Here is a 21,582-nt window from a genome sequence, read left to right as displayed (position 1 = left end):
TTTACGCAGAGATATTGTTGTCACTTCAGAGATTGTGGCTTCGGCTTGAAGTTCTTTTGGCTCCCCGTTGCACGCCCCGAGACAAGTCGTGCTAGCAATTAAAATAGCCGCGAACATCCGCATTGGATCAAATATCTGCTCCGACGGCATCCGAAACAGACTCAAACCCATCCGCCTTTAATCGCGCTTCCAAATCCGCGCAGATTTCCGCAACCAATTGCGGGCCTTTATAGACGAGCGCGGAATAGAGCTGCACCGCTTTCGCGCCCGCCCTGATTTTCGCGTAAGCCTGCGCGCCGGACCCAATGCCCCCGACTCCGATTAAATCAATAGAGCCGTCAGCCGCATCTGCAAACTCACGCAAGATATGGGTCGATTTCTCAAAGAGTGGCTGACCGGATAATCCACCGCCCTGACCCGCATGTCCGCTCTGTAAACTGTCAGGACGGTCCAATGTTGTGTTACTGACAATGATGGCGTTCATGCCGTAAGTCCGCGCCTGTTCGACGATGCGGTCAATTTGCGTGACGTCGACATCCGGTGCGACTTTCAGGAACATCGGGACGGAGGGATTATCACCCGTCAATTCCGCGCGGGTTTCCGACAAACGCCCGAGCAGGTCTTCCATTTCATCCGCGCCTTGGAGTTGGCGCAGGCCCGGTGTGTTGGGCGAACTGATATTGATCGTGAAATAATCGGCCATCCCCCAAAGGCGGGTCAGGCCCGTGACATAGTCCGCGGCACGGTCATCGCTATCCTTATTCGCGCCGAGATTGGCGCCGACAATGCCGCCCTTGCCTTGACGCGCGGAGAGCCGCGCATGGAAATGATCCAAGCCCTGATTATTAAATCCCATCCGGTTAATGACGGCTTCGTCCTCGACCAAGCGGAAGAGGCGTGGCTTCGCATTGCCGATCTGCGGGCGCGGAGTCACTGTGCCGCATTCGACAAAGCCGAACCCCGCGCCGAGCATGGCGTCCGGCACGTCACAATCTTTATCAAAGCCTGCGGCCAAACCGACCGGATTAGGCAAATCGAGACCCCCGACATTTGTTCTGAACAAGTCGGATGTGATGACGCCAGATTTCGGCCCGAACCCCGCACGAAGGAGTTTCACCGTCGTGACATGGGCCCGCTCTGCCGGAAGGCTTCGCAGCACGGCTGTTCCGGTTTTGTAAATCAGGCTCATATTAATTGGCTTTCAAATTACCCGGCAGTGTATAGCTGCCGACATCAGCGGACACGTCCCACACTTTGCCCACGGCGGACAGGGGGAGGTCCGCGAAAAGGTGGGGGAATTCCGCCCCGCCGCGCGAGACTTCATATTTCAGGTCAGTAGCAATCGGATGACTGTCGACTTCGAGTATAAAAACGCGCGTCTCATCCGCATACCATTTATCCATCGTTTCCTTTAGCTGAGCTTTGCAGGACATATGAATATACCCATCGGCGAGGTCCACGGGACTGCCTGTAAAAACCTTATTCGCTTGAAACGTTACCCATTGATCCGGTGTCAGCACTTTAAAAATATAACGGTCTTTCATTGGGGCCTCAAGAATCGGTCAGTTTCGGGTCGCGCACAGCCATAGGGCATTCTTTAAACGAACGCGCACAGAAAATGCGCCTACCTTGAATACGGTCCGCATTGCCGCAAACCTGACTCGCCCTGCCCGTCATCGCCTGTGCAATGACATCCCACACATCTTATTTGGAGGGAACACAAATGCGACGTTTCGCAAAAATCTTGGGAGGGGCGGCATTATTATCCGCGCTACCCGCACTGGCTATGGCGCAGGACGCCACCACGGTCGTCGAAGCGGCCAACTCAACGGCCTATATTTTTAACACGCTGCTGTTCTTGATCGGTGGATTTTTGGTCATGTGGATGGCAGCTGGCTTTGCCATGCTCGAAGCCGGTTTCGTGCAAACGAAAAACGTTTCTATGCAGTGTTTGAAGAATATCATGCTCTACAGCTTGGCGGGTCTGATGTTCTGGTTGTTCGGTTACGACATGCTCTATGCGGGCGCGTCAGACTTCATTAATTTCGCGTCTGTCTTGTCTCCCGGCTATCCGCTGGAACCCGTTGGATTGGCCGGCGCTACTGACGCTGAAACAGCCGCAAATCAGGCTGCTGCACTGGATACAGGATATTCGGTTGCGTCTGATTGGTTCTTCCAGATGGTGTTTTGCGCTACAACGGCGTCGATCGTGTCCGGTACGGTCGCAGGCCGCGTTAAATTCTGGCCATTCTTCATTTTTGTCGCAATCCTGACAGCCTTTATCTATCCTGTCGTTGCTGGCTGGGAATGGGGCGGTGGTTTCCTCGACGACATGGGCTTCTCCGACTTCGCCGGTTCGACCCTTGTCCACTCGACAGGTGGCTGGGCCGCTCTTATGGGTGCGATCATCATCGGGCCGCGTCTGGGCAAATATGTTGACGGTAAGGTCAACCCAATTCCGGCGTCCAACATCCCGCTTGCAACATTGGGTATGTTTATCCTGTGGCTAGGTTGGTTCGGCTTCAACGGCGGTTCACAACTCGCATCCGGTTCAATTGGCGATGTCACCGACGTGTCCCGTATCTTCGTGAACACGAACATGGCCGCTGCAGCTGGCGTCATTCTCGCCATCGTCTACACGCAACTGCGGTATGGCAAGATCGACGTAACCTTTGCCATCAACGGCGCCCTAGCTGGTCTGGTCGCCATCACCGCCGAGCCTTTGGCTCCGTCCATCGGCATGTCCGTCCTGATCGGTGCGGTTGGTTCGCTGTTGGCCTGTCTAACAGTACCACTGCTCGACAAGCTTAAAATTGATGATGTCGTTGGTGCGATCCCAGTTCACTTGGTCGCCGGTATCTGGGGTACATTGGCTGTCGCCATCAGTATGCCGGAAACGCTCGTCGCTCAGATCGTCGGTATCGTTGCAACAGGTATCTTTGTGAGTGTCGTGTCCGCCATCATCTGGTTGGTCCTGAAGGTCACAATCGGCGTCCGCCCATCGGTTGAAGACGAGACAGCTGGTCTCGATATCTCCGAAGTCGGCCTCGTCGCCTACCCTGAGTTCGTCAACACATAGACGACTTCTACGGTTAAACGGGCGCAATAACCTCGGTCTTCGGGCCGGGGTTTTTTCTTTGGCTGACGCACAGGTTTTCGACAAATCATTCGAAATTCCGCCCCTCAGTTGTGCGAAGTACTTATGTCCACATCTTGTGCAAAATCGGCTAAAGCCGCACAATATTCCCTCAACTAGGTGAAAGATATAAACATCACATGAGGGGAAATCATGTCACACTATCTTAAATCCGCTGGCGCGGGGCTCGCTGCGCTAGCACTACCGTCAGTCGCTTTCGCGCAAGACGCGACCCTTAATTCCGGTGACACCGCCTGGATCCTAACGGCCACGGCACTTGTTTTGTTTATGAGCCTTCCGGGCCTCGCCCTCTTCTATGGCGGGCTTGTCCGCGCGAAGAACTATCTTTCCGTCCTGATGAAGGTCTATGCCATCGCGGCACTGGCCAGCATCATCTGGGTCATTGCCGGTTATTCCATCGCCTTTGGCGAAGGCAATGCGTGGTGGGGTGGACTGGACAATCTGTTCCTGAATAATCTGGAGCGCGACGCGGTCTCGGGGACAATCCCCGAAAGCGTCTTCCTCGCCTTTCAAATGACTTTCGCCGTGATCACGCCCGGCCTGATTGTCGGGGCCTTTGTCGAGCGGGTGAAATTCCTGCCCGTCATGATCTTTACGGCCCTCTGGCTCTTGGTCGTCTATGCCCCCGTCACCCATTGGGTTTGGGGTGGTGGTTGGTTGGCCGAACGCGGCGTGATTGATTTTGCGGGCGGTTTGGTTGTCCATGCGACAGCGGGTATTTCCGCACTGGTTTACGTCTTCATGTTGGGGAAACGCAAAGGCTTCCCGACAGAGCTTGCCGTGCCGCATCGCCCCGCAATCGTCATGATCGGCGCATCCATGCTCTGGGTCGGGTGGTTCGGGTTTAATGGCGGCTCTCAACTCGCAGCCGATGGCGGCGCAGGCATGGCCTTGCTCGTCACGCATATCGCGGCCTCAGTCGGCACATTGTCGTGGGTCGTGATGGAAGCGATTGCGAATAAGAAACCGACACTGGTCGGCGCGGCGACGGGCACGATTGCAGGCCTCGCAACGGTGACCCCTGCGGCGGGTGTCATCGGTCCGGGAGGCGCCTTGCTGATCGGATTGGCAGGCGGGCTCGTCTGTTATTTCGCGGTCAACCTCATTCGTGTGAAGTTAAAAATTGATGACAGCCTCGACGTTTTCGCGGTTCACGGTGTCGGCGGCATGCTCGGTATTCTGCTGCTGCCCTTCCTCTCTGCAGAAATCCTCGGCGGGACGGGCGATGGGGATATCGTCGCGCAATTGATCGGGACGGGTGCCGTCGTTCTCTGGTCAGCGCTGGCCAGCTTTGTCATCCTCTTCGTTTTGAAAATGACACTCGGCCTGCGCGTCACGGAAGAGCAGGAATATGAGGGGTTGGATATCAGCCTCCACGGTGAAAGCGCGTATAATTAAACGCCCGCCTCATAAAGATTATCGAAAAGGCGTTCCATTTGGAGCGCCTTTTTATTTGACCTGATAGGGATTTAATCCTAGCCCATTCTCCATGTTATCGCACACAGATATTTGGGCGGCACTCGACCGCCTCGCCCGCAAACGGTCTATGTCCCCTTCCGGCCTCGCCAAGGAAGCCGGATTGGACGCCACGACATTTAACAAATCCAAACGGGTGACATCTGCGGGAAAACCGCGCTGGCCCTCGACCGAATCTATCGCGAAAGTCCTGCGACAGGTCGATATGAGCTTTGAGGACTTCGCCTGTATGGCCGCAGATCGCGGCGCTCGCGGTCCCGCCATTCCCGTCATCGGATTGGCCCAAGCCGGTGGTGAAGGATTTTTTGATGATGCTGGATTTCCGATTGGCGGATCCTGGGAAGATGTCCGGGTGCCGGGGTTGCAGGACGAAAATGTCTATGCGCTGCAAATCGCGGGCGATTCCATGGACCCCGTCCTGCGCGCGGGTGACAAAGTCCTTGTCGCGCCTAATGCGGAGTGCCGCCGTGGCGACCGCGTTGTCGTCAAAACGCATCAGGGCGAAGTCATGGCCAAGGAATTGCGCAAACGCACGGGCACAACAATCGAGCTCATTTCGCTCAACCCGGAATATGAAGACCGCACGCTGCACATGCATGAGGTCCAGTGGATCGGGCGGATTATTTGGGTCTCTCAATAACTCGATAAATTGAGCGTTGATGTCACACCGACATGGCCGAAGGCCATCCGGTGCCCATGCCGTAAAATTTCCGAAATTCGCAAATTCGATTTAAACGTGACCTTTACGGCATGGGTACCGGACGTCCGTGCGGGCCGCGACGGTGTGACAAATTAATTAAGCTCCGGCTTTTCACCGTCCAGAAACATTCCCGCATAATCCCGCGCGGCGTCGCGGTCGGCTTTCACCGTTAGGGCCTCCCGCCCGTAATCCATCACCGTCCGGTTCAGATGATCGGGTTGGTCAAGTGCCGACAGATGTTCCAATATCGCCCAGGCTGCACTCACATTCGGCATATCTTCATCCTCCAGTGCAATCATCGCGAACGCATAGTTCACGCCGATCACAGCGTTATCCGGCTCAAACGCAATCGCCTTATCATAAAAGGCCTGCCCGTCGGCGACATTTGCACCGAACCATTTCCGCGCATTCCCATCGCCCGCCTTGCGCACAATGGCGAGATGCCATGCGCCCATCAGGGCATCGCCCCGCACATCATCGGGATAGTCGAGGCGGTAGGCCTGCACGACCGCCTGCGTTTTCTGCGGCAGTTTTTTCATCCACGCCGAGACATCGCCCGTCTCCCGCGTCACAAACCCGTCCGCGATTGTGAATTGTAGCCGCGCATTTTGATGTGCGGCATCAAGTTCCAGCGCTTTGTCCGCCAATTCACGGGCCTGCTTTGCCTGTTTTTTATTTTTATGCGCCGTCCCCAACATGATGTCGGAAAGGAGACTTTCCGCCGCAAGGGCAAGGCTTTCCGCCGTCTCTATCGTTTCCGCGACGGTGAAAGCGGCGTCATAATCGCCCGCCGCCATCGCCCGTCGGACTTCCGCGACATTGGCGGCCACGGCCCCCGTCGGGAGCGCGAGAAGGCCCAAGATAACGATGGTGGATTTGAATAATGTCATCATCCCCGCAAGCTTTCCACATTTCTGCCGCGTCACAAAGTGAATACGACAGAACGCGTTATTGCGGTTTGTTACGATAAGTTGCCCGCCAGCGAGGTTTCAATCAGATCCGCCGTCTCTTCAGGACCGTAAATCGCGACGAATGACCCAAAGCGCGGACCCTGACTCTGGCCGAGGCAGACTTCGTAAATGGCTTTGAACCAATCGCGCAAGTTTTCAAACTCATGGTCCTTCCCAACAGAGAAGATCATCGTTTGCAGAGCTTCGCCGTCGTTAGATTCCGCCGCTGAGACATTGCGGAACCGTTTGACCAAATCCTCCAGCGCTGCGCGCTCTTGATCTGTGGGGTCGCGATAGGCCTTATTCGGTTTCACGAAATCTTCGTAATAGGCGACGGCATAATGCGTCAGACGGTCAAGACCCGGGCTGTTTTCGGGCGTCGCGTCCGGCGCATATTTCTTGATGAAGCCCCAGAGTGTTTCTGTATCCGACGCATTGGCCGCGCTGACCAGATTGAGCAGCAGCGCAAATGTCAAAGGCGGGTTTTCATCCGGGGGCGTGCCGTTATGAATATGCCAGACCGGATTATTCGCGCGTTGTTTTTCGTCTTGCCGCGACCAGCCATCGAGATGCTGGTAATATTCGTCGACCGTTTTCGGAATGACATCGAAATAGAGTTTCTTTGCCGCGCGGGGCTTAGCGAAATTAAATAGCGAGAGGCTCTCCGGCGGCGCGTATTTCAGCCAGTCTTCGACGGAAATACCGTTGCCCTTTGTCTTGGAAATTTTCTCGCCTTTTTCGTCGAGAAATAATTCATAGACGAATTGCACGGGCGGGTTACCGCCGAGGATTTTACAAATGCGGGAGTAGAGCGGCGCATTATCCTGATGGTCTTTGCCAAACATTTCAAAGTCCACGCCGAGCGCAGCCCAGCGCATCCCGAAATCGGGCTTCCATTGGAATTTCACATTCCCGCCCGTGACGGACATCGTGACTTCCGTGCCGTCCTCATCATCAAAAGTAATCGTGCCGTCTTCTGGATTGACGGCTTTCATTGGCACATAGAGCACGCGGCCCGTAGACGGAGAAATCGGGAGGAAGGGCGAATAAGTCGCCTGACGTTCTGCGCCCAATGTCGGCAGCATGACTTTCATAATGTCGTCGAATTTATTCAGGGCGCGGAGGAGATATTCATCATAGGCGCCGGAGCGGTAGAGTTCTGTCGCGGACATAAATTCATAGTCAAAGCCGAAGCTGTCGAGGAAGGCCCGCAAACGCGCATTCATGTGATTACCAAAACTGTCATGCGTGCCGAACGGGTCGGGCACATCGGTCAGTGGCTTTTGCATATAGGCTTCGAGTTCGTCCGGGTTTGGCACCGTTCCGGGGACTTTTCGCATCCCGTCCATATCATCAGACACGCAGATAAGGCGTGTCGCGATCTTGCCTTCGGTCAGCGCAATAAATGCGTTCCGGACCATTGTCGTGCGCACAACCTCGCCAAATGTTCCGATATGCGGCAGGCCGGAAGGACCATAGCCCGTCTCGAATACGACCGGTTTATCGCCGCGATCAATCCCGCGTTTTTTTTCAATATCGAGCCGGCGGAGAATGGCGCGGGCCTGATCGAACGGCCAGGCTTTGGAGGTCATGTAAATTTCATTTGTCATATGCGGCGATTAGGCTTTGCACGGGACAGCGTCAATCGGACACGTTCACCTGACTGATCTATCACAGCTCAACTTTACGATTATTAAGGATTTTTCGCTATTCTCGGTCCATGTGGAAGAAACAAAATATCGGCCTATGCCTGATATTTGGAATGGTATTAGCTCCGGAATGGGCTGCGGCACAGACAAATGTCATGGTCCTCGACACATTTATCGAGACACATCGCATTGAGAATGTGTCGGCGAACTGGGAAACGATTGCACTCGCGAATGCTTACACCGCACCCGTCGTAAGTTGCACCTATGTCCTACCATCGGCGGCCAGCAACGAAGCTCATACGCGTGTTAGAAACGTGATGCCGACCTCTTTTGAAGTTCGCGTTCAACGTTTTGAAGATTCTTCGGCGTTCACCGCTTCGGATGTTCACTGCCTTGTCGTGGAAACAGGTGCGCATACACTTTCTGACGGGCGAAAAATCGAAGCCCGAACAGTACTCTCTGATGATACAAGCGGAAATGCAGTCGGCTGGACCAGTACAGAGACCGAAAACGTTACAGCCAGTCTGACATCCGGCTTTTCGTCACTCGCCGTTTTCGGACAAGTCATGACATTCAACGATGCTCAAGCGAGTGTTTTTTGGACGAATAATTGCGGTAATCGAAACACCCCGCCAACACCGACCGCCTTTTGCGTCGGGAAACATATCGGGATGATCAATGACACTCGGTTCAACGAAACACTGGGTTATATCGTGGCAGAGCCCGGCACTGGTACGGTTAACGGTGTGACCTATGTTTTTGCGCGCGGCGGAAATTCGATTGCAGGCACGGGGAATTCGCCGCCTTATAGCTATAGCATTTCCGGTGATTTCGAGACCGCTATTCTGACCCAAGCCGCTGAAAATGGCGGTAATGGTGGGTGGGCTGTGCTCTTCGGCTCTGATCCATTACCAAATGGATCCATCCAACTCGCTGTGGAAGAAGAAACAGTCGCGGGTGACACAAGCCGTCGCCACATTAATGAAGAAGTTTATTACAGCGCTTTTCGATCAACTCAGGCCGCCATTTTCTCCGGCACAAAAACCGTTGCCATGGCGACGGATAATCCCACTATCTACGCCGTACCGGGAAGCGATGTCATCTACACGATCACATTGGACAATACGGGAACCGGGCCCGTAGACCTGAATAGTCTTTTTCTAGTTGATAGCGTTCCGGACGAAATGGAGTTTTTCACAGGCGACATGGGAGGTGGTGGCCCTATCCTCTTCTCGCCCGGCACAAGCGGTTTAAGCTTTTCACCCAGCACGGATGTTGCCTATTCCTTTGCGAGTGCGCGCCCCACAAATATCGGACAATGCGATAAAACGGAAGCGGACTTAAACGCCAGCTATGACGATCAAGTTCGCCATATCTGCCTCGTCCCCAAAGGTTATGTCCGCCCCGGGTCACTCTATCCAGGGAATACGGCCAGCTTTAGTTTTAGAATGAAAATTCCCTAGATCGGAAAAGCGCGTTTAGCGTTTCCACGTAAAGGACAGCGCCGCTGCATCTTCGACGATCTTGAATTCCTCGGTCGAAGCCTCACGTCGCATGTAAGACAGCGACACATCCGCATCACCAATCCGGTAACCCAGACCTGCCTGCGCATCTCCGACGATGATCCGGTCCTGCAGGTGGAATTGGCCCGAGGTGATCCTGCCCACGGAATTCGGCGCATAGGTCAGCGCTTCCGCATCCGCACCCGCGAAGAAATACCACGTATTATTCTCGAACTCAGACCCCTGACGCAGGTCTTCGCCAATTTCGATGACGGCCCCCACGACGGCAGAGCTAACCTCATCATTGAAACGCATGGAAGCCCGCGGCATCAGTTTAAGATCGAGCCCTTTTTCAGAGCGACGATTAAATGTGTCAGACAGACCCAAATTTACGCGGTCATTGCGCTTCAAACAGCCTTCGCCGCCAGAGGCACAGGCGGGGGAGGACAGGTCGAGTTTAAATAGTGTTGAGCCAACGGCATCCAATGGCAGTTCAAGCTGCGGACCCGTTTGCGTCCCCAGATCAGCCGGTGCGGGAAGGTTGAAATTCAAGCCCTCCGTTGGGGCCATCGCCTTATTGGCCCCGAGCGTTTCCACGCGCGTCTCAGACGCATCCTGCGCAAAAGCCGGGGTTGCAACAAAGCACATAGCTGTTAGGGCCACAGCAAGCGTGCTGCGGACAGATTTTGCGTATGTCACTCCCTTGAGGACCATAAATTGCGCCTGTTTCCCTTTTATTCTCTTCTGTCTTATCAGGTCGAAGCCTTTTCTACCACAAGAATGTGACCCCCGAAGACTCGTTGGTAAAGAATGTGTTCCATCTGCAACACTGTTTTACTTTGGTACAGGCGGTTTTCCGCTTTAACACAAACGAAAAAGGCCACCACAAACCGCGACAGCCTTATCATCATTTATATTTTATGAACCCGGACTGAACCGGATTTCAAAAAATCATTCCTTATTGGCAGGCGAGACATTCCTCATAATCGGTGGGAGCGGCAGCCTCCATGCTCTTTTCCATGTCGGTTTTCGCTTCCGATCCGGCGAATCCTGCGCGCTGAATAGATTTAGAGCGGCAGTAATAGAGCGACTTCACGCCTTTTTCCCAGGCCTGCCAATGCAACATGTGAAGGTCCCATTTATCAATATCACCCGGGAGGAAAATATTGAGCGATTGCGCCTGACAGATCATTGGCGCGCGGTCGGCGGCATGCTCAATCACCCAACGTTGGTCAATTTCGAAAGCTGTACGGAAGACGGCCTTTTCATGGTCGTCCAAACAGGAAAGATGCTGGACGGAGCCTTCATTTTCCAGAATCGTCGCCCAGACACCGTCCGTATTCTTGCCCTTCGTCTCCAACAGCTCTTCGAGCATCTGGTTGCGGACGGTGAAGGAGCCGGAGAGTGTTTTATGCGTGTAGATATTAGCCGGGATAGGCTCGATCCCCGCGCTCGTCCCGCCGCAGATGATGGAAATTGAGGCTGTCGGTGCCACTGCCATTTTGTGAGAGAACCGTTCCATGACGCCCATATCGGCAGCATCCGGACAGGCCCCGCGTTCATGAGCCAAAGTCACGGACGCTTTATCCGCATCACCGCGGATCTTGTTGAACAGGCGCATATTCCAGCTTTTCGCCATTGCGCTCTCAAACGGGATATTCTTGCTCTGCAACAGGGAATGGAAACCCATCAGGCCGAGGCCGACGGAACGTTCGCGCATGGCAGAATATTTCGCATCATTCATCGCTTCCGGTGCGCCCTGAATGAAGCTCTCGAGAACATTGTCGAGGAAGCGCATGATGTCTTCAATAAAGCCCGGAACGTCTTTCCACTGATCATATGTTTCAGCATTGATGGAGGAGAGGCAGCAAACGGCTGTGCGCTGACGATCATATTTATCACGGCCCGTGGCGAGCATGATTTCGGCGCAGAGATTGGACTGCTGAACCTTGAGCCCCGCATCGCGCTGATGTTTGGCGAGGGATTTATTCACTGTGTCAGAAAAGACCATATAGGGCTCACCCGTGGCGAGGCGCATTTCCAGAATTTTCTGCCAGACCTTGCGCGCATTGACGTGTTTGATCGTCTCGCCCGTATGCGGGCTGCGCAGCGGATATTCCGCACCGTCACGCACGGCGATCATGAAATCATCCGTGATGTTCAGACCGTGATGCAGGTTCAGGGATTTGCGGTTGAAGTCGCCGGAGGGCTTGCGGATTTCGAGGAACTCCTCGATTTCCGGATGGTGGATGTCGAGATAGACGGCGGCCGATCCGCGACGCAAGGACCCTTGCGAAATGGCGAGGGTCAGGCTGTCCATCACGCGGATGAACGGGATAATGCCGGAAGTCTTGCCCGCGCGGCCGATCTTCTCGCCAATAGAACGCACATTGCCCCAATAGGTGCCGATGCCGCCGCCATTACTGGCCAGCCAGACATTCTCGTTCCAGACGTCAACGATGGAATCGAGCGAATCGTCCACGGCGTTGAGGAAGCAAGAAATCGGCAAGCCACGATCCGCGCCACCATTAGACAGGACGGGCGTTGCCGGCATGAACCAAAGCTGGCTCATGTAATCATAAAGACGTTGTGCGTGGGCTGTGTCATCAGCGTAGGCCTGTGCCACGCGACCAAACATATCCTGAAAGCTCTCTTCGGGCAGAAGGTAACGGTCCAGAAGGGTGCGCTTGCCGAAATCCGTCAGCAATTCATTGCGGGCTTTGACCTGAACTGGACGTTCCGGTTTGGGTGTGAATTCCAGTTCCGGCTCGCGCGCGACCTCGGCATCACTCATCGGAATGCCGGACGGGGCGTTCGGGTCGAGATCTGCGCTTAAAATATCCATGTTTTGTCCGTCCAATTGAGCCAGTTCCGCGTCTACTTCAGCCGTACGGAAGTCTTCGTTATTCTCAGCCATGTTTCTCAGTCCTTATCCCCAAAAGCGGCGCAAAATCCATCCCCTTCCCGCAGTTTGCAGGTGTTCCCGTCGAGGATAGTAATATGATGTGAACCGCTACGTTCCACAACATATAGTGTTGATTTGCCCCATATGGTCAACACCTAGTGTGTCTCTTTAAGGCGAAAAAAGGTTACTAGACTCTTAACCCTTTGGATTTGCCGCAAATTTTTTGAAACCCCGCAAGCTATCCACAACACCGTCCACATCCCGCAATCCACAGTGTCGCACCTTGCAAAACAAGCGCTTAACACGGCGGGACGGGCATCATTGCGGGACCGGAATAAAATCGGGGATCAAAGCGATTCGAGCATGAAAAAACCCACCACCTGCGACGGCAGGGGCGGGTTGGTATCTTAGATTATCGTATCTTTATCTAGACGTATCTAGAACTCCCCACGCACACCGAAGAAGAAGAAGCGTCCTCTTGGCCCGACAGGGCGTGCGAGCGAGCCAAGGAACGGCTCTCTATCGGTCACATTTGCGACACCGCCATAAAGCGCGAGCTTTTCAGAAAACTCATAGTTCAGGCTGACATCCATTTCGAAACTATCCCCCGTGTTCAGCTGGGAGGGATCGGCCAGGCCGACATTCTCAGAAACCACGACGGCTCCGTCAACGATTTCTACATCTGTACGGGCGGAATTTGAAAATAATGATGTCGATTCTTCAAAACGACCCGTCCAATTGGCGCTCAGTTTTCCGATTTCCCAATCAAGACCCATATTGAAAATCCACTCCGGGGTCCCAATCACGCCTAACAGGTCACTGACCGTCGCTTGGTCTTCGATGAGCAATTGCTGCTCCAGCGGATCTTCGATGGAAGCAATCGTTTCTCTGATAATTGGATCACTTTCTGTGAACCGCTCTAAGAAATGTGTTCCGACGACAGACGCCTGAATGAAGCCCATATCCCGTCCGCCAATTGATGGAGCGTCAAAACCATAGCGAACATCGAAATCGACACCCCTGGCTTTCAGGAAGGCGAGATTAATATTCCCGGATGTGAATCCTGAAATCGCACCGCCATTGCCCGCATCACGCTCAATCGCATCGCAGAACTGATTATCCGTTGAGGGTAAGTCCACGCAGGCGGATGCAATGCCTGCACCCGTCAAACTGCCAACCGCATCATCAATTTCGATGTCATAGTAATCCACCGCGATGACCAAGTTCTCAAGTGCACCTGTAGGCTGGAAAACACCCCCCAGAGTAAAGCTGGTGGATGTTTCTTCCGTCAAATCGGGGTTGCCGCCGGTCGTGCCTGTTACGAAGGCCGTTAGGAAATCTGAAGAATCGAAGCCGTCTGCGACAAATTCCAAACAGTTTGCAGCCCGGTTACTACTCCCTTGTGTAATATTACCATCATCACAGGGATCCGCATCAACGCCGATAAACGCACCAACCTGAGGGCCAAAAAGCTCGCCAATATTTGGCGCACGAATAGCCCGCGAATAGGTGCCGCGCAGGGTCAACCCATCGATAGGCTGATACCGTCCACCAAAGGAATATGTCTCAGTATTCCCGATCGTATTGTAATCGGAAACACGACCAGCGGCTGTAACTTCGAGTGATTTGGCGAAAGGTAAGTCTGCGAGAACCGGAACTTTGAGTTCACCGAAAACTTCATGAACACTAATGCCCTGACCATCGATAGGGGATGGTAGAATTGGGTCCTCCGTGTTCCCAACGACATTCAGAGCATCAATCGCACTGAAAGCGGCAGGCGTGAATTGTGAGGCCTCTTCACGCCATTCAAACCCAACGGCAAACCCGATTGGGCCGGCTGGTAGTTCAAAATAATCTGCAGAATCACCTGATACTGTGAGGAGCAACTGTTTCTGCGTGATTTCCGTCTCGTCTTCGAGATCAAAGAAGGCAAAGCCTGCACCCGCGCCCTGAATAGCATTCGCGCCTAGAATATTCACAGGCGCACATTGCCCGTCACCCAGCGCGAAAGTTACGGGACGTGTCAGACTACTGACATCAACACCGTTAATCGTTGCGCCGTCCTCGAACAAAGGCGGCGATCCTACGAAAAGGGCGGCTGGGGAAGGCAGTCCGGTCAATTCAGACCGACAGACAATATCCCCGACCTGCGCACTGCCGGGATTGATAACAATATCTTCGCCATTGCGGACCGCATTTAATGTTCCAATACCGTTCGCACCAAATGCTACATTTGGATTTGTGCCGTCTAAGTCAGCAGCCGTGAGCGCAACTGCATCAATTGCCGTGAAATATCTGTCATTTAGACGCGCATTGCGGGACGTAACAGTGGCGTCTGTCCGCCCATAATTATAGGACAGTTCATAATCAAAACCGGTTTCCAAAACTTCCCCTCGGAAACCACCGGACAGACGGAATGTCTCACGCTCTGCCGATGTTCCCGAATTCGTCTCGGACCCCAATATATCGCGGGCAACAAAAATACTGGGCGTATCATCCGGTAAAAGCGCGTCAACAATCGGTATTTGGTTCTGAATGGCCAGCGGTAGAAACGGATTGTCCAAAGCAATTGGAATATCGTCTGAGAACGGAATCCCGGCGACTGAGTCAGATTCAACACGTGAATATTTAGCATCCGCAAAAAACTCAACTTTATCGTTGAGTTCCAAGCTCACCGCCGAAGAGCCCACAAAGCGGGTAATTTCGGGAATCAATGTTAAATCAGGCGCCGTCTCAGCAATCGCAATACCGTCACCACCGATGGCATTGAACGCTCCGGTGGAGAAGCCTGGATTAAATGCGCGAACCTCGCCAGTCACAGGGTCAATAACCTGAAGAACTGGAATATCTGTGCCGTCAATAAGTGGAACGGTTCCTGTTGTTGGATTAAAGTCCGTGACGTAGGAAAGTAACTGGCCGAATGGGAAGGCAAAAGGCGTTGGGTCAATTGCAATTGTCGACCCTGGGCTGGACACAGGAAGCGTACGGTTAGGTACAAAAGCCTGCTCTGCATTCGGGTCAAGCCCCAGAATACCGTTCAGAAACGCGTTACTATTGTTCAACGAGGAGAAACCCGCGCCTGCAAAATTAGGACGATCCGCATTCACGATGGATGTCGAGTGATTATATTCCCCCGCCACAACAAAATTACCACGACCCTTTGCAAATTCAGTCCCTGTTGCAATGGATCCAAAAAACTCTTCCGCATCACCTTTGTCAGAAATCCCGCCTTGGAGACGATATTCAACGCCGTCAAAATCACTTCCATCCCGCATGACAAAGTTAACGACACCCGACACAGCATCTGCACCATATACCGAGGACGCGCCGCCTGTGAGAACTTCAGTTCTGGCAATAAGAGCCTGCGGGATTGTGCCAACGTCAACAATCGCCGTACCTTCGAGGCCAGCAACATGACGACGGCCATCTTGCAGAACTAGCGTTCTATTCGCGCCCAAGTTACGAAGGTCTAAGGAGCTTACACCTGTCGCAGCAAAACCTTGCGCGGAATCAAGCGTAGCCGGGTCAGATCCTTGAAGGGCGGGAACATTCCGAAGACCTGAGGCAATTTCAATGTCACCCGATTTGATAAAACTGTCGATCGTAACGGTTTGCACAGGGCTTGCAGCCGTCAGAGCCGAGTCAGTCGCGATCCGCGACCCCGTCACAACGATGACATCGTCTGATGTATCTTGGGCTTGCGATGGCACGGAGAGCGCACCGGCGAGGGCGAGTGCGAGCATAGAACATGACAGACCGCGGCGCACGGGTTTTGCTTGTTGTGATATGTGGAACTTCATAGTCTAAGTCTCCGAGACTAAATTTTTTGATTATTACAGAACAGTTAGCTTTAATTTCGTGACGCGGGCAATCAAAGAGACTGAGAAAATATGTGAATGACTCAAAAACGCACAAAATTTAGAGAGGCGACCTTATTTTGTGCAGGTTTGGTAGAAAGCACGTGAGATCTGGCACACTGAAATGAAAATTCTACTCGTCACAGATGCTTGGCATCCTCAAGTGAATGGCGTCGTCCGGACGCTGGATAAGACCATGAAAAGTCTGCGCAAGCGTGGACATGAGGTCGAAGTGATTGCGCCGAGCGATGGGTATTTCACCCTCCCCCTTCCGACTTATCCGGATATCCGGCTCGCGCCCTTTGCCTATAATGATGTGAAGCGGCGGATGCTGGCCTTTGGACCGGAGGCCATCCATATCGCAACCGAGGGACCATTGGGGCAGATGGCGAAAATGCTGTGCCATAAATGGGCGATGCCTTTCACCACAAGCTATCACACAAAATTCCCGGAATATATTAAGGCCCGGATGCCCTTTATCCCGATGTCTTGGTCCTATCGGTTCGTGCGGGGATTTCACAATGCGGGCGGGCGCACGATGGTGACGACACCGTCCATGGTTGAGTTTCTGGATGAGCGCGGCTTTACGCGACTCGCCCCTTGGGCGCGGGGCGTGGATACGGTTCTATTTAACCCGGATAAAAAATCCGCACCAGACGATGTCTATGCCGGACTGCCGCGCCCCATCTGGGTCAATGTCGGGCGGGTCGCCGTCGAGAAAAACCTGCAAGCCTTTCTGGATCTCGATCTCCCGGGTTCAAAAGTCATTGTCGGGGACGGGCCTCAATTAGAGGAGTTAAAAAAGAAATATCCGGAAGTGACCTTTACGGGCGCGAAATTTGAAGTCGAACTGGCACGCCATTTTGCCGATGCAGATATTTTCGTCTTTCCGTCGAAAACCGACACATTCGGTCTCGTCATTATTGAAGCCATGGCAACGGGACTGCCTGTGGCGGCCTATCCGGTCTCGGGGCCGATTGATATCATCCCGGGATCGAAGGCAGGTATTCTCGATAAGGACCTGAAAACGGCTTGCCTCGCGGCGCTGAAGCTAAAGCCCGCAGACGCCATTGCGCATGCACATAAATATAGTTGGGACGCGGTGACGGATGTGTTTTTTGAGCTGCTCACGCCGCAATATAAACCGCGAAAGCGCTGGCGAAGGGTGCGGCGTGTGACACGAATCGCCTCGAGCCCTTTTCATATTCTGAGACGGAGCTTGCGGCGGATTTGGCAAATTATGCGCGGAAAGCCGACACCCAAGTCTTAGCTAGAATTTTTGCCGTTCTAAAAACGCATCAATATGATCGAAAAAAGCGTTGCGATAGATATCCCGCTCAAGGAATAATTCGTGAAGCGCACCCGGCACGACTTCGAAATCGCAGCCCGCCTTCCGCGCAAAATTCTCAACACTCGCCGGATCAACGATTGGGTCCGCCCCCGCCGCAATCATCAGGCCAGGAATGCCCAATTTATCCGCATTCCGGTTGACATAAGACATGGCCGCCAGTGAGGCGCGTATCCAGCCATAGGTCGGCTGTCCAACACGCAATCGCGGTGTCGTCTGAAAATAGGAGGACCAGATTTTATAGCGATCCTTATCCGAGGTCAGCTTATTGCCCAAAAACGGGATCGGTAGACCCGAACGCTGCCGTTGAAAGGGCAGGTTCCGCTTGTCCAAACCGAGCCGTGACAGGGTCACGATCACAGCTCGCAATAAGGGTGTCTCCAGATCAAAAAGCCCTAACATCGGCGCACTACCAATGACCGCATCCGGATTTAACGCGCCTGAAATAATGGCCTGCAACACAATTGTGCCGCCCATAGAGTGACCAATCGCGAGGTGGGGCCGGGGAAGAAGCGGCGCAAATTCTTCCGCTGCAAAGGCCAGATCATCGGCGTAATCCTGAAAATTCCCAACATAGGATTTCAGGCGGTCTTCCATCAACCGATCTGACAGGCCCTGCCCACGCGGATCGACCATCAAGACATTAAATCCGCGCGAAATCAGATCCGCAGTCGTCTCGAAATATTTCTCGATAAATTCAGTGCGGCCCGGCGAAAAAATGATGGAACCACGCGGATTATCCGTCGCTGCGCTGGCAAACATCACGCGAAGTCGCAACCCGTTTCGGTTTATGTAATACGTCTTCAGCCGTGGCTCTAATACCGCAGGGACGGGCCGACCGCCCGGACGGACGATCTCGGCTTCTTCGAAATTTGGAAGGACGCTGGACATAAGAAGGGCGCGAGCGGACTTTATCCCCTCACGCCCGATCTCAAATTACATATTGGCGAAAAGGCTTTGCAGGCCCATCGCAACGGACATGTCGCCTGCGACCTTTAGCTTGCCTGACATAAACGCCATCATGGGGTCCATGGAGCCGGACGCCAACGCGATGAAGTCTGCTTTATCGACAGAGATCGTGCAATCCGCGTCCTTATCGGCGACTTCAGCCGTTGTGCCGGACGCAAAGACCTGTCCGCCATCGCCAAAGTCGAATTTTACCGACTTATCGAGACCGCCGGCCTTCTCCAAGGCTTCAGTCATCTTTGTCGCGATTTCTGCATTTTCCATGATGTGTTCTCCAGTCTAGAATCTGTAAAATATATATGGGGCGTCCGCCGCCCCATTAAAAGCCAAAATTTGGGAAAGCCCTTATTCAGGTTTGCGGAATTTCAATGTGGCCCGGTCACTTTCGCCGATATTGAAATAGGCTTCCGCATTAAAATCCTTGGCCTCTTCACTGCCCTCTTCCGGTGTGCGGGAGCGCGGTTGCAGCGTCCAAACACCAAAGGGGTGATCCGCCGTGTCACGCGGGTTTGCATTGACTTCGGATGAGGCAACAAACTCAAAGCCGGCCTTGGCCGCCAAGTCTTTCATGTAGCTTTCCTGCACATAACCGGACCGGCCTTTTGGATTCTGCTCGGCTGTTTCGGGCAGACGATGTTCAACAACACCCAGAATTCCGCCCGGTTTCAAGGCTTCGTAAAAGCGGTCAAACGCGTCCTGTGCATAATCGCCGCCCATCCAGTTATGGACGTTGCGATAGGTGACCAGCACATCGAGCGGTTCCTGACCTTCGGACAAGATCGGCCCCGAATCCTTCAGGAATTCGGCATATTCGATCTCGCCATAAACATCGGCATCAGAATATTTCTTTTTGTAGCCTTCAATCCGTTCGTCCAGACGCTCATTCACGCCCATGGGATAGAGGACGGCAACATATTGGCCATCATTCGCGGCGAGGTAGGGTGCCGTCGCATTGGTATACCAACCCGGCCAGATTTCACCGACGCGCTTGCCAGGACCGACTTCAAAAAACTCGAGCGTTTCCTTGGGGTTACGGAACTGATCGCGCTTGGCTTCCTCGGCACGGCGGGGATGGGCCAGCACGTCATCCAGCGTGACCATTTTCACCTCGGGCTCGGTTACAGTTTCAGCTTTTGTTTCAGCTGTCGTATCACCCCCGCCACAGGCGGTCAGGGTCAGGGCTGCAGCACTCAAAAGCGCCGCCATTGTTGTTGTCACTCGCATAAATCTCTCCATCTCGCGAATTGCGTTGCAAGGGAGATAGGGGCACGCGCGGGAAAGTAAACTCAATTTCTCGTGGGGTGTTTTTTGCAGATAGCCCCCTTGAAGGTCAGGACGATATTCCCATTTCTAATCCCGCAAACGCCGATTGTCGGGTTTGCAGCTTACACGGCCCGCCATTTTGGGGGCCAAACACACATTGCTTTTATAAAGGATGACACCATGAGAACTTATGATTTCTCCCCCCTCTACCGCAACTTTGTCGGCTTTGACCGCATGGCCAGCATGATTGATGCCGCCGCCAGCCAAGCCGCGCAATCAGGCTCCACCTATCCACCCTATAACGTCGCGCGTCTGTCGGAAGACAGCTTTCGCATTGAACTGGCCGTGGCCGGATTTACGGCTGACGAAATCGACATTGAGAGCCATAACGGCATCCTGACCGTCACGGGCACGCAGGCGCCCAAGGCCGAAAATGACGCGGCAGAATATCTGCACCGCGGTATCGCGGAGCGCGGCTTTGAGCGTCGTTTCCAATTGGCCGATCATGTCCGGGTCAGCTCTGCCGATCTCACGAATGGTCTGCTAATCATCAGCCTGGTGCGCGAAGTACCGGAAGCGCTGCGTCCGCAGAAAATCGCGATTACAAATGCAGCGGCTGATAATGGCGAAAAGTTAATTGAGGCCAAGTCTGGCAAATCCAAAAAGGCTGCCTAGATTGGAATTATGACGCAACACGCGGCGGATCGCTCTCCCCCTTAGGGCTTTTACTACCGCCGCGTGAAACGCGCATAAAAGACGGCGTCGTTCGGTTTATCCCTCCCAGACCGAGCGACGCCGCATTTGTTTTTATGATATGAATTTCAGAATAACAGAGCCGGAGAGGCGTGGACTTTCACCCAGCTTAAACGCGGCTTCAACAGCGGATTGAATGGCTTCATTTTTTGGCGCAATTATCCCGACATTCGCCGCCTGCCGCACGATTTCACCCTGTAAATATTCAATTTCGGGCGGACGGCCTGCCTCCAAATCATCCAACATTGAAGACCTTGCCTGTGCGTCGATCTTAACAATGAGTTGCATGACGAGAGCGTAGAGCCAATTTGGCAGTCTCAACGTTTTGACAAGTGCGTTGGGCTTTCGACCGTTAAAGGTGCCCACCTCAACACCAACGGCTTTTGCAATATCCAGCGCTTCTTCAACACAAGCGGCCAGAGCGCGACGATAATCGCGTTGCATCAGACCCTCGCGCAAGGTTCCGCCGGACAGCGTGTTCAAGCCGTTATTCAAATTCACAATCATCTTCGCCCATTGGTCGCCAATGATATTGGGCGACGGGCGAACGCCCTGCCCGCTTGCTGCGAGAGCCGCCTCGATTTCGCCGGGAACAGACCCCATGACGAGATCGCCCGCCGTCCCGCAATGAAACGCACCCGGCGCGGTTGGGGTGACATTAAACGGTACGATGGCCGGAATGATATTCATGCCCTCGGGTAATACAGCCTGCAAAATCTCTGCATTTCGAATCCCGTTTTGGAAACTGATGGCGGTCACATCGGCTTTCGCAAATTGCAGGATTTGCTGCGCTGCCGCTTCGGTGTCCTGACTCTTTGTGCAGACCGCGACGATATCCGCTTCACCGAGCACATCAGGCTTCGTCACATAAGTCACATCCGGTAAATGAATATCAGGCCGTTCGAAATGCGTAAGTGTCAGACCATGTTCCAAAATCTGATCGGCATAGCGCGCCCGACCAATCAAGATGGTATCAGCACCACCCTTCGCCAAATGTCCACCAATCCAGCAGCCAATAGAACCCGCACCCAATATCGCAATTTTCGTCATAGGACT

The 21,582-nt window shown here is 53.7% G+C and carries 17 protein-coding genes; 6 read left to right on the top strand and 11 right to left on the bottom strand.

Annotated features, from left to right (window positions below):
* Nucleotides 1-127: 127 nt before the first annotated feature.
* On the bottom strand, nt 128-1,189 hold the full coding sequence (locus tag ACP9M6_RS04685) for a quinone-dependent dihydroorotate dehydrogenase (RefSeq protein WP_427453924.1): 1,062 nt from the start codon (nt 1,187-1,189) through the stop codon (nt 128-130).
* 1 nt (nt 1,190) lies between these two features.
* A complete protein-coding gene (locus tag ACP9M6_RS04680) occupies nt 1,191-1,544 on the bottom strand; it encodes a DUF952 domain-containing protein (RefSeq protein ID WP_427453922.1) in 354 nt (117 codons plus the stop codon).
* A gap of 179 nt (nt 1,545-1,723) precedes the next feature.
* On the opposite strand from ACP9M6_RS04680, the gene ACP9M6_RS04675 reads away from it, so the two are divergent.
* From ACP9M6_RS04675 to ACP9M6_RS04665, 3 genes are all read left to right on the top strand, one after another.
* On the top strand, nt 1,724-3,079 hold the full coding sequence (locus ACP9M6_RS04675) for an ammonium transporter (protein ID WP_427453920.1): 1,356 nt from the start codon (nt 1,724-1,726) through the stop codon (nt 3,077-3,079).
* A 210-nt stretch (nt 3,080-3,289) separates the two neighbouring features.
* Entirely contained in the window at nt 3,290-4,555 is a 1,266-nt protein-coding gene (locus tag ACP9M6_RS04670; protein WP_427453918.1) for an ammonium transporter, read from the top strand.
* 91 nt (nt 4,556-4,646) lie between these two features.
* The gene (locus tag ACP9M6_RS04665; RefSeq protein WP_427453916.1) at nt 4,647-5,273 is read left to right on the top strand and encodes a S24 family peptidase; all 627 of its coding nucleotides are present in this window, start codon (nt 4,647-4,649) and stop codon (nt 5,271-5,273) included.
* A gap of 152 nt (nt 5,274-5,425) precedes the next feature.
* Here the strand turns inward: ACP9M6_RS04665 and ACP9M6_RS04660 are convergent, their stop codons facing one another.
* A complete protein-coding gene (locus ACP9M6_RS04660) occupies nt 5,426-6,226 on the bottom strand; it encodes a hypothetical protein (protein WP_427453914.1) in 801 nt (266 codons plus the stop codon).
* Nucleotides 6,227-6,294: 68 nt separating this feature from the next.
* Nucleotides 6,295-7,893 (bottom strand): lysine--tRNA ligase, encoded by a 1,599-nt coding sequence (locus tag ACP9M6_RS04655; protein WP_427453912.1) that lies wholly within the window; start codon nt 7,891-7,893, stop codon nt 6,295-6,297.
* 110 nt (nt 7,894-8,003) lie between these two features.
* Here ACP9M6_RS04655 and ACP9M6_RS04650 point away from each other — a divergent pair, with 110 nt between their 5' ends.
* Nucleotides 8,004-9,395 (top strand): hypothetical protein, encoded by a 1,392-nt coding sequence (locus ACP9M6_RS04650; protein ID WP_427453910.1) that lies wholly within the window; start codon nt 8,004-8,006, stop codon nt 9,393-9,395.
* 15 nt (nt 9,396-9,410) lie between these two features.
* On the opposite strand, the gene ACP9M6_RS04645 is transcribed toward ACP9M6_RS04650, so the two are convergent.
* From ACP9M6_RS04645 to ACP9M6_RS04635, 3 genes are all read right to left on the bottom strand, one after another.
* Nucleotides 9,411-10,148, bottom strand: coding sequence for a hypothetical protein (locus tag ACP9M6_RS04645; protein ID WP_427453908.1), 738 nt, complete (start codon nt 10,146-10,148; stop codon nt 9,411-9,413).
* A 244-nt stretch (nt 10,149-10,392) separates the two neighbouring features.
* Nucleotides 10,393-12,279 (bottom strand): ribonucleoside-diphosphate reductase subunit alpha, encoded by a 1,887-nt coding sequence (locus tag ACP9M6_RS04640; RefSeq protein WP_427454754.1) that lies wholly within the window; start codon nt 12,277-12,279, stop codon nt 10,393-10,395.
* Between the two features lie 497 nt (nt 12,280-12,776).
* Nucleotides 12,777-16,139, bottom strand: a complete 3,363-nt coding sequence (locus ACP9M6_RS04635) for a TonB-dependent receptor domain-containing protein (protein WP_427453906.1) — start codon at nt 16,137-16,139, stop codon at nt 12,777-12,779.
* A gap of 181 nt (nt 16,140-16,320) precedes the next feature.
* On the opposite strand from ACP9M6_RS04635, the gene ACP9M6_RS04630 reads away from it, so the two are divergent.
* Complete coding sequence (locus ACP9M6_RS04630; RefSeq protein WP_427453904.1) at nt 16,321-17,466, top strand: glycosyltransferase family 4 protein; 1,146 nt, start codon at nt 16,321-16,323, stop codon at nt 17,464-17,466.
* Here the strand turns inward: ACP9M6_RS04630 and ACP9M6_RS04625 are convergent, their stop codons facing one another.
* From ACP9M6_RS04625 to ACP9M6_RS04615, 3 genes are all read right to left on the bottom strand, one after another.
* Nucleotides 17,467-18,435, bottom strand: a complete 969-nt coding sequence (locus ACP9M6_RS04625; protein ID WP_427453902.1) for an alpha/beta fold hydrolase — start codon at nt 18,433-18,435, stop codon at nt 17,467-17,469.
* Nucleotides 18,436-18,480: 45 nt separating this feature from the next.
* Nucleotides 18,481-18,774, bottom strand: a complete 294-nt coding sequence (locus ACP9M6_RS04620) for an SCP2 sterol-binding domain-containing protein (protein WP_427453900.1) — start codon at nt 18,772-18,774, stop codon at nt 18,481-18,483.
* An 81-nt stretch (nt 18,775-18,855) separates the two neighbouring features.
* Nucleotides 18,856-19,734 (bottom strand): class I SAM-dependent methyltransferase, encoded by an 879-nt coding sequence (locus ACP9M6_RS04615; RefSeq protein WP_427453899.1) that lies wholly within the window; start codon nt 19,732-19,734, stop codon nt 18,856-18,858.
* Nucleotides 19,735-19,953: 219 nt separating this feature from the next.
* Between ACP9M6_RS04615 and ACP9M6_RS04610 the strand changes: the two genes are divergently transcribed.
* On the top strand, nt 19,954-20,448 hold the full coding sequence (locus ACP9M6_RS04610) for an Hsp20 family protein (RefSeq protein WP_427453897.1): 495 nt from the start codon (nt 19,954-19,956) through the stop codon (nt 20,446-20,448).
* 132 nt (nt 20,449-20,580) lie between these two features.
* Here ACP9M6_RS04610 and ACP9M6_RS04605 read toward each other — a convergent pair whose 3' ends face one another.
* Nucleotides 20,581-21,576, bottom strand: coding sequence for a 2-dehydropantoate 2-reductase (locus tag ACP9M6_RS04605; protein WP_427453895.1), 996 nt, complete (start codon nt 21,574-21,576; stop codon nt 20,581-20,583).
* Nucleotides 21,577-21,582: the final 6 nt, after the last annotated feature.

It is taken from the genome of Litorimonas sp. WD9-15 (assembly GCF_050271975.1).
Lineage (GTDB): Bacteria > Pseudomonadota > Alphaproteobacteria > Caulobacterales > Maricaulaceae > Litorimonas.
This window is presented reverse-complemented; position numbering and strand designations above follow the sequence as displayed.

What these genes read in the sequence shown, in the direction of transcription:
- ACP9M6_RS04685 (WP_427453924.1), bottom strand. Translation starts at nt 1,189, where the DNA reads ATGAGCCTGATTTACAAAACCGGAACAGCCGTGCTGCGAAGCCTTCCG.
- ACP9M6_RS04680 (WP_427453922.1), bottom strand. Translation starts at nt 1,544, where the DNA reads ATGAAAGACCGTTATATTTTTAAAGTGCTGACACCGGATCAATGGGTA.
- ACP9M6_RS04675 (WP_427453920.1), top strand. Translation starts at nt 1,724, where the DNA reads ATGCGACGTTTCGCAAAAATCTTGGGAGGGGCGGCATTATTATCCGCG.
- ACP9M6_RS04670 (WP_427453918.1), top strand. Translation starts at nt 3,290, where the DNA reads ATGTCACACTATCTTAAATCCGCTGGCGCGGGGCTCGCTGCGCTAGCA.
- ACP9M6_RS04665 (WP_427453916.1), top strand. Translation starts at nt 4,647, where the DNA reads ATGTTATCGCACACAGATATTTGGGCGGCACTCGACCGCCTCGCCCGC.
- ACP9M6_RS04660 (WP_427453914.1), bottom strand. Translation starts at nt 6,226, where the DNA reads ATGATGACATTATTCAAATCCACCATCGTTATCTTGGGCCTTCTCGCG.
- ACP9M6_RS04655 (WP_427453912.1), bottom strand. Translation starts at nt 7,893, where the DNA reads ATGACAAATGAAATTTACATGACCTCCAAAGCCTGGCCGTTCGATCAG.
- ACP9M6_RS04650 (WP_427453910.1), top strand. Translation starts at nt 8,004, where the DNA reads ATGTGGAAGAAACAAAATATCGGCCTATGCCTGATATTTGGAATGGTA.
- ACP9M6_RS04645 (WP_427453908.1), bottom strand. Translation starts at nt 10,148, where the DNA reads ATGGTCCTCAAGGGAGTGACATACGCAAAATCTGTCCGCAGCACGCTT.
- ACP9M6_RS04640 (WP_427454754.1), bottom strand. Translation starts at nt 12,279, where the DNA reads ATGGATATTTTAAGCGCAGATCTCGACCCGAACGCCCCGTCCGGCATT.
- ACP9M6_RS04635 (WP_427453906.1), bottom strand. Translation starts at nt 16,139, where the DNA reads ATGAAGTTCCACATATCACAACAAGCAAAACCCGTGCGCCGCGGTCTG.
- ACP9M6_RS04630 (WP_427453904.1), top strand. Translation starts at nt 16,321, where the DNA reads ATGAAAATTCTACTCGTCACAGATGCTTGGCATCCTCAAGTGAATGGC.
- ACP9M6_RS04625 (WP_427453902.1), bottom strand. Translation starts at nt 18,435, where the DNA reads ATGTCCAGCGTCCTTCCAAATTTCGAAGAAGCCGAGATCGTCCGTCCG.
- ACP9M6_RS04620 (WP_427453900.1), bottom strand. Translation starts at nt 18,774, where the DNA reads ATGGAAAATGCAGAAATCGCGACAAAGATGACTGAAGCCTTGGAGAAG.
- ACP9M6_RS04615 (WP_427453899.1), bottom strand. Translation starts at nt 19,734, where the DNA reads ATGCGAGTGACAACAACAATGGCGGCGCTTTTGAGTGCTGCAGCCCTG.
- ACP9M6_RS04610 (WP_427453897.1), top strand. Translation starts at nt 19,954, where the DNA reads ATGAGAACTTATGATTTCTCCCCCCTCTACCGCAACTTTGTCGGCTTT.
- ACP9M6_RS04605 (WP_427453895.1), bottom strand. Translation starts at nt 21,576, where the DNA reads ATGACGAAAATTGCGATATTGGGTGCGGGTTCTATTGGCTGCTGGATT.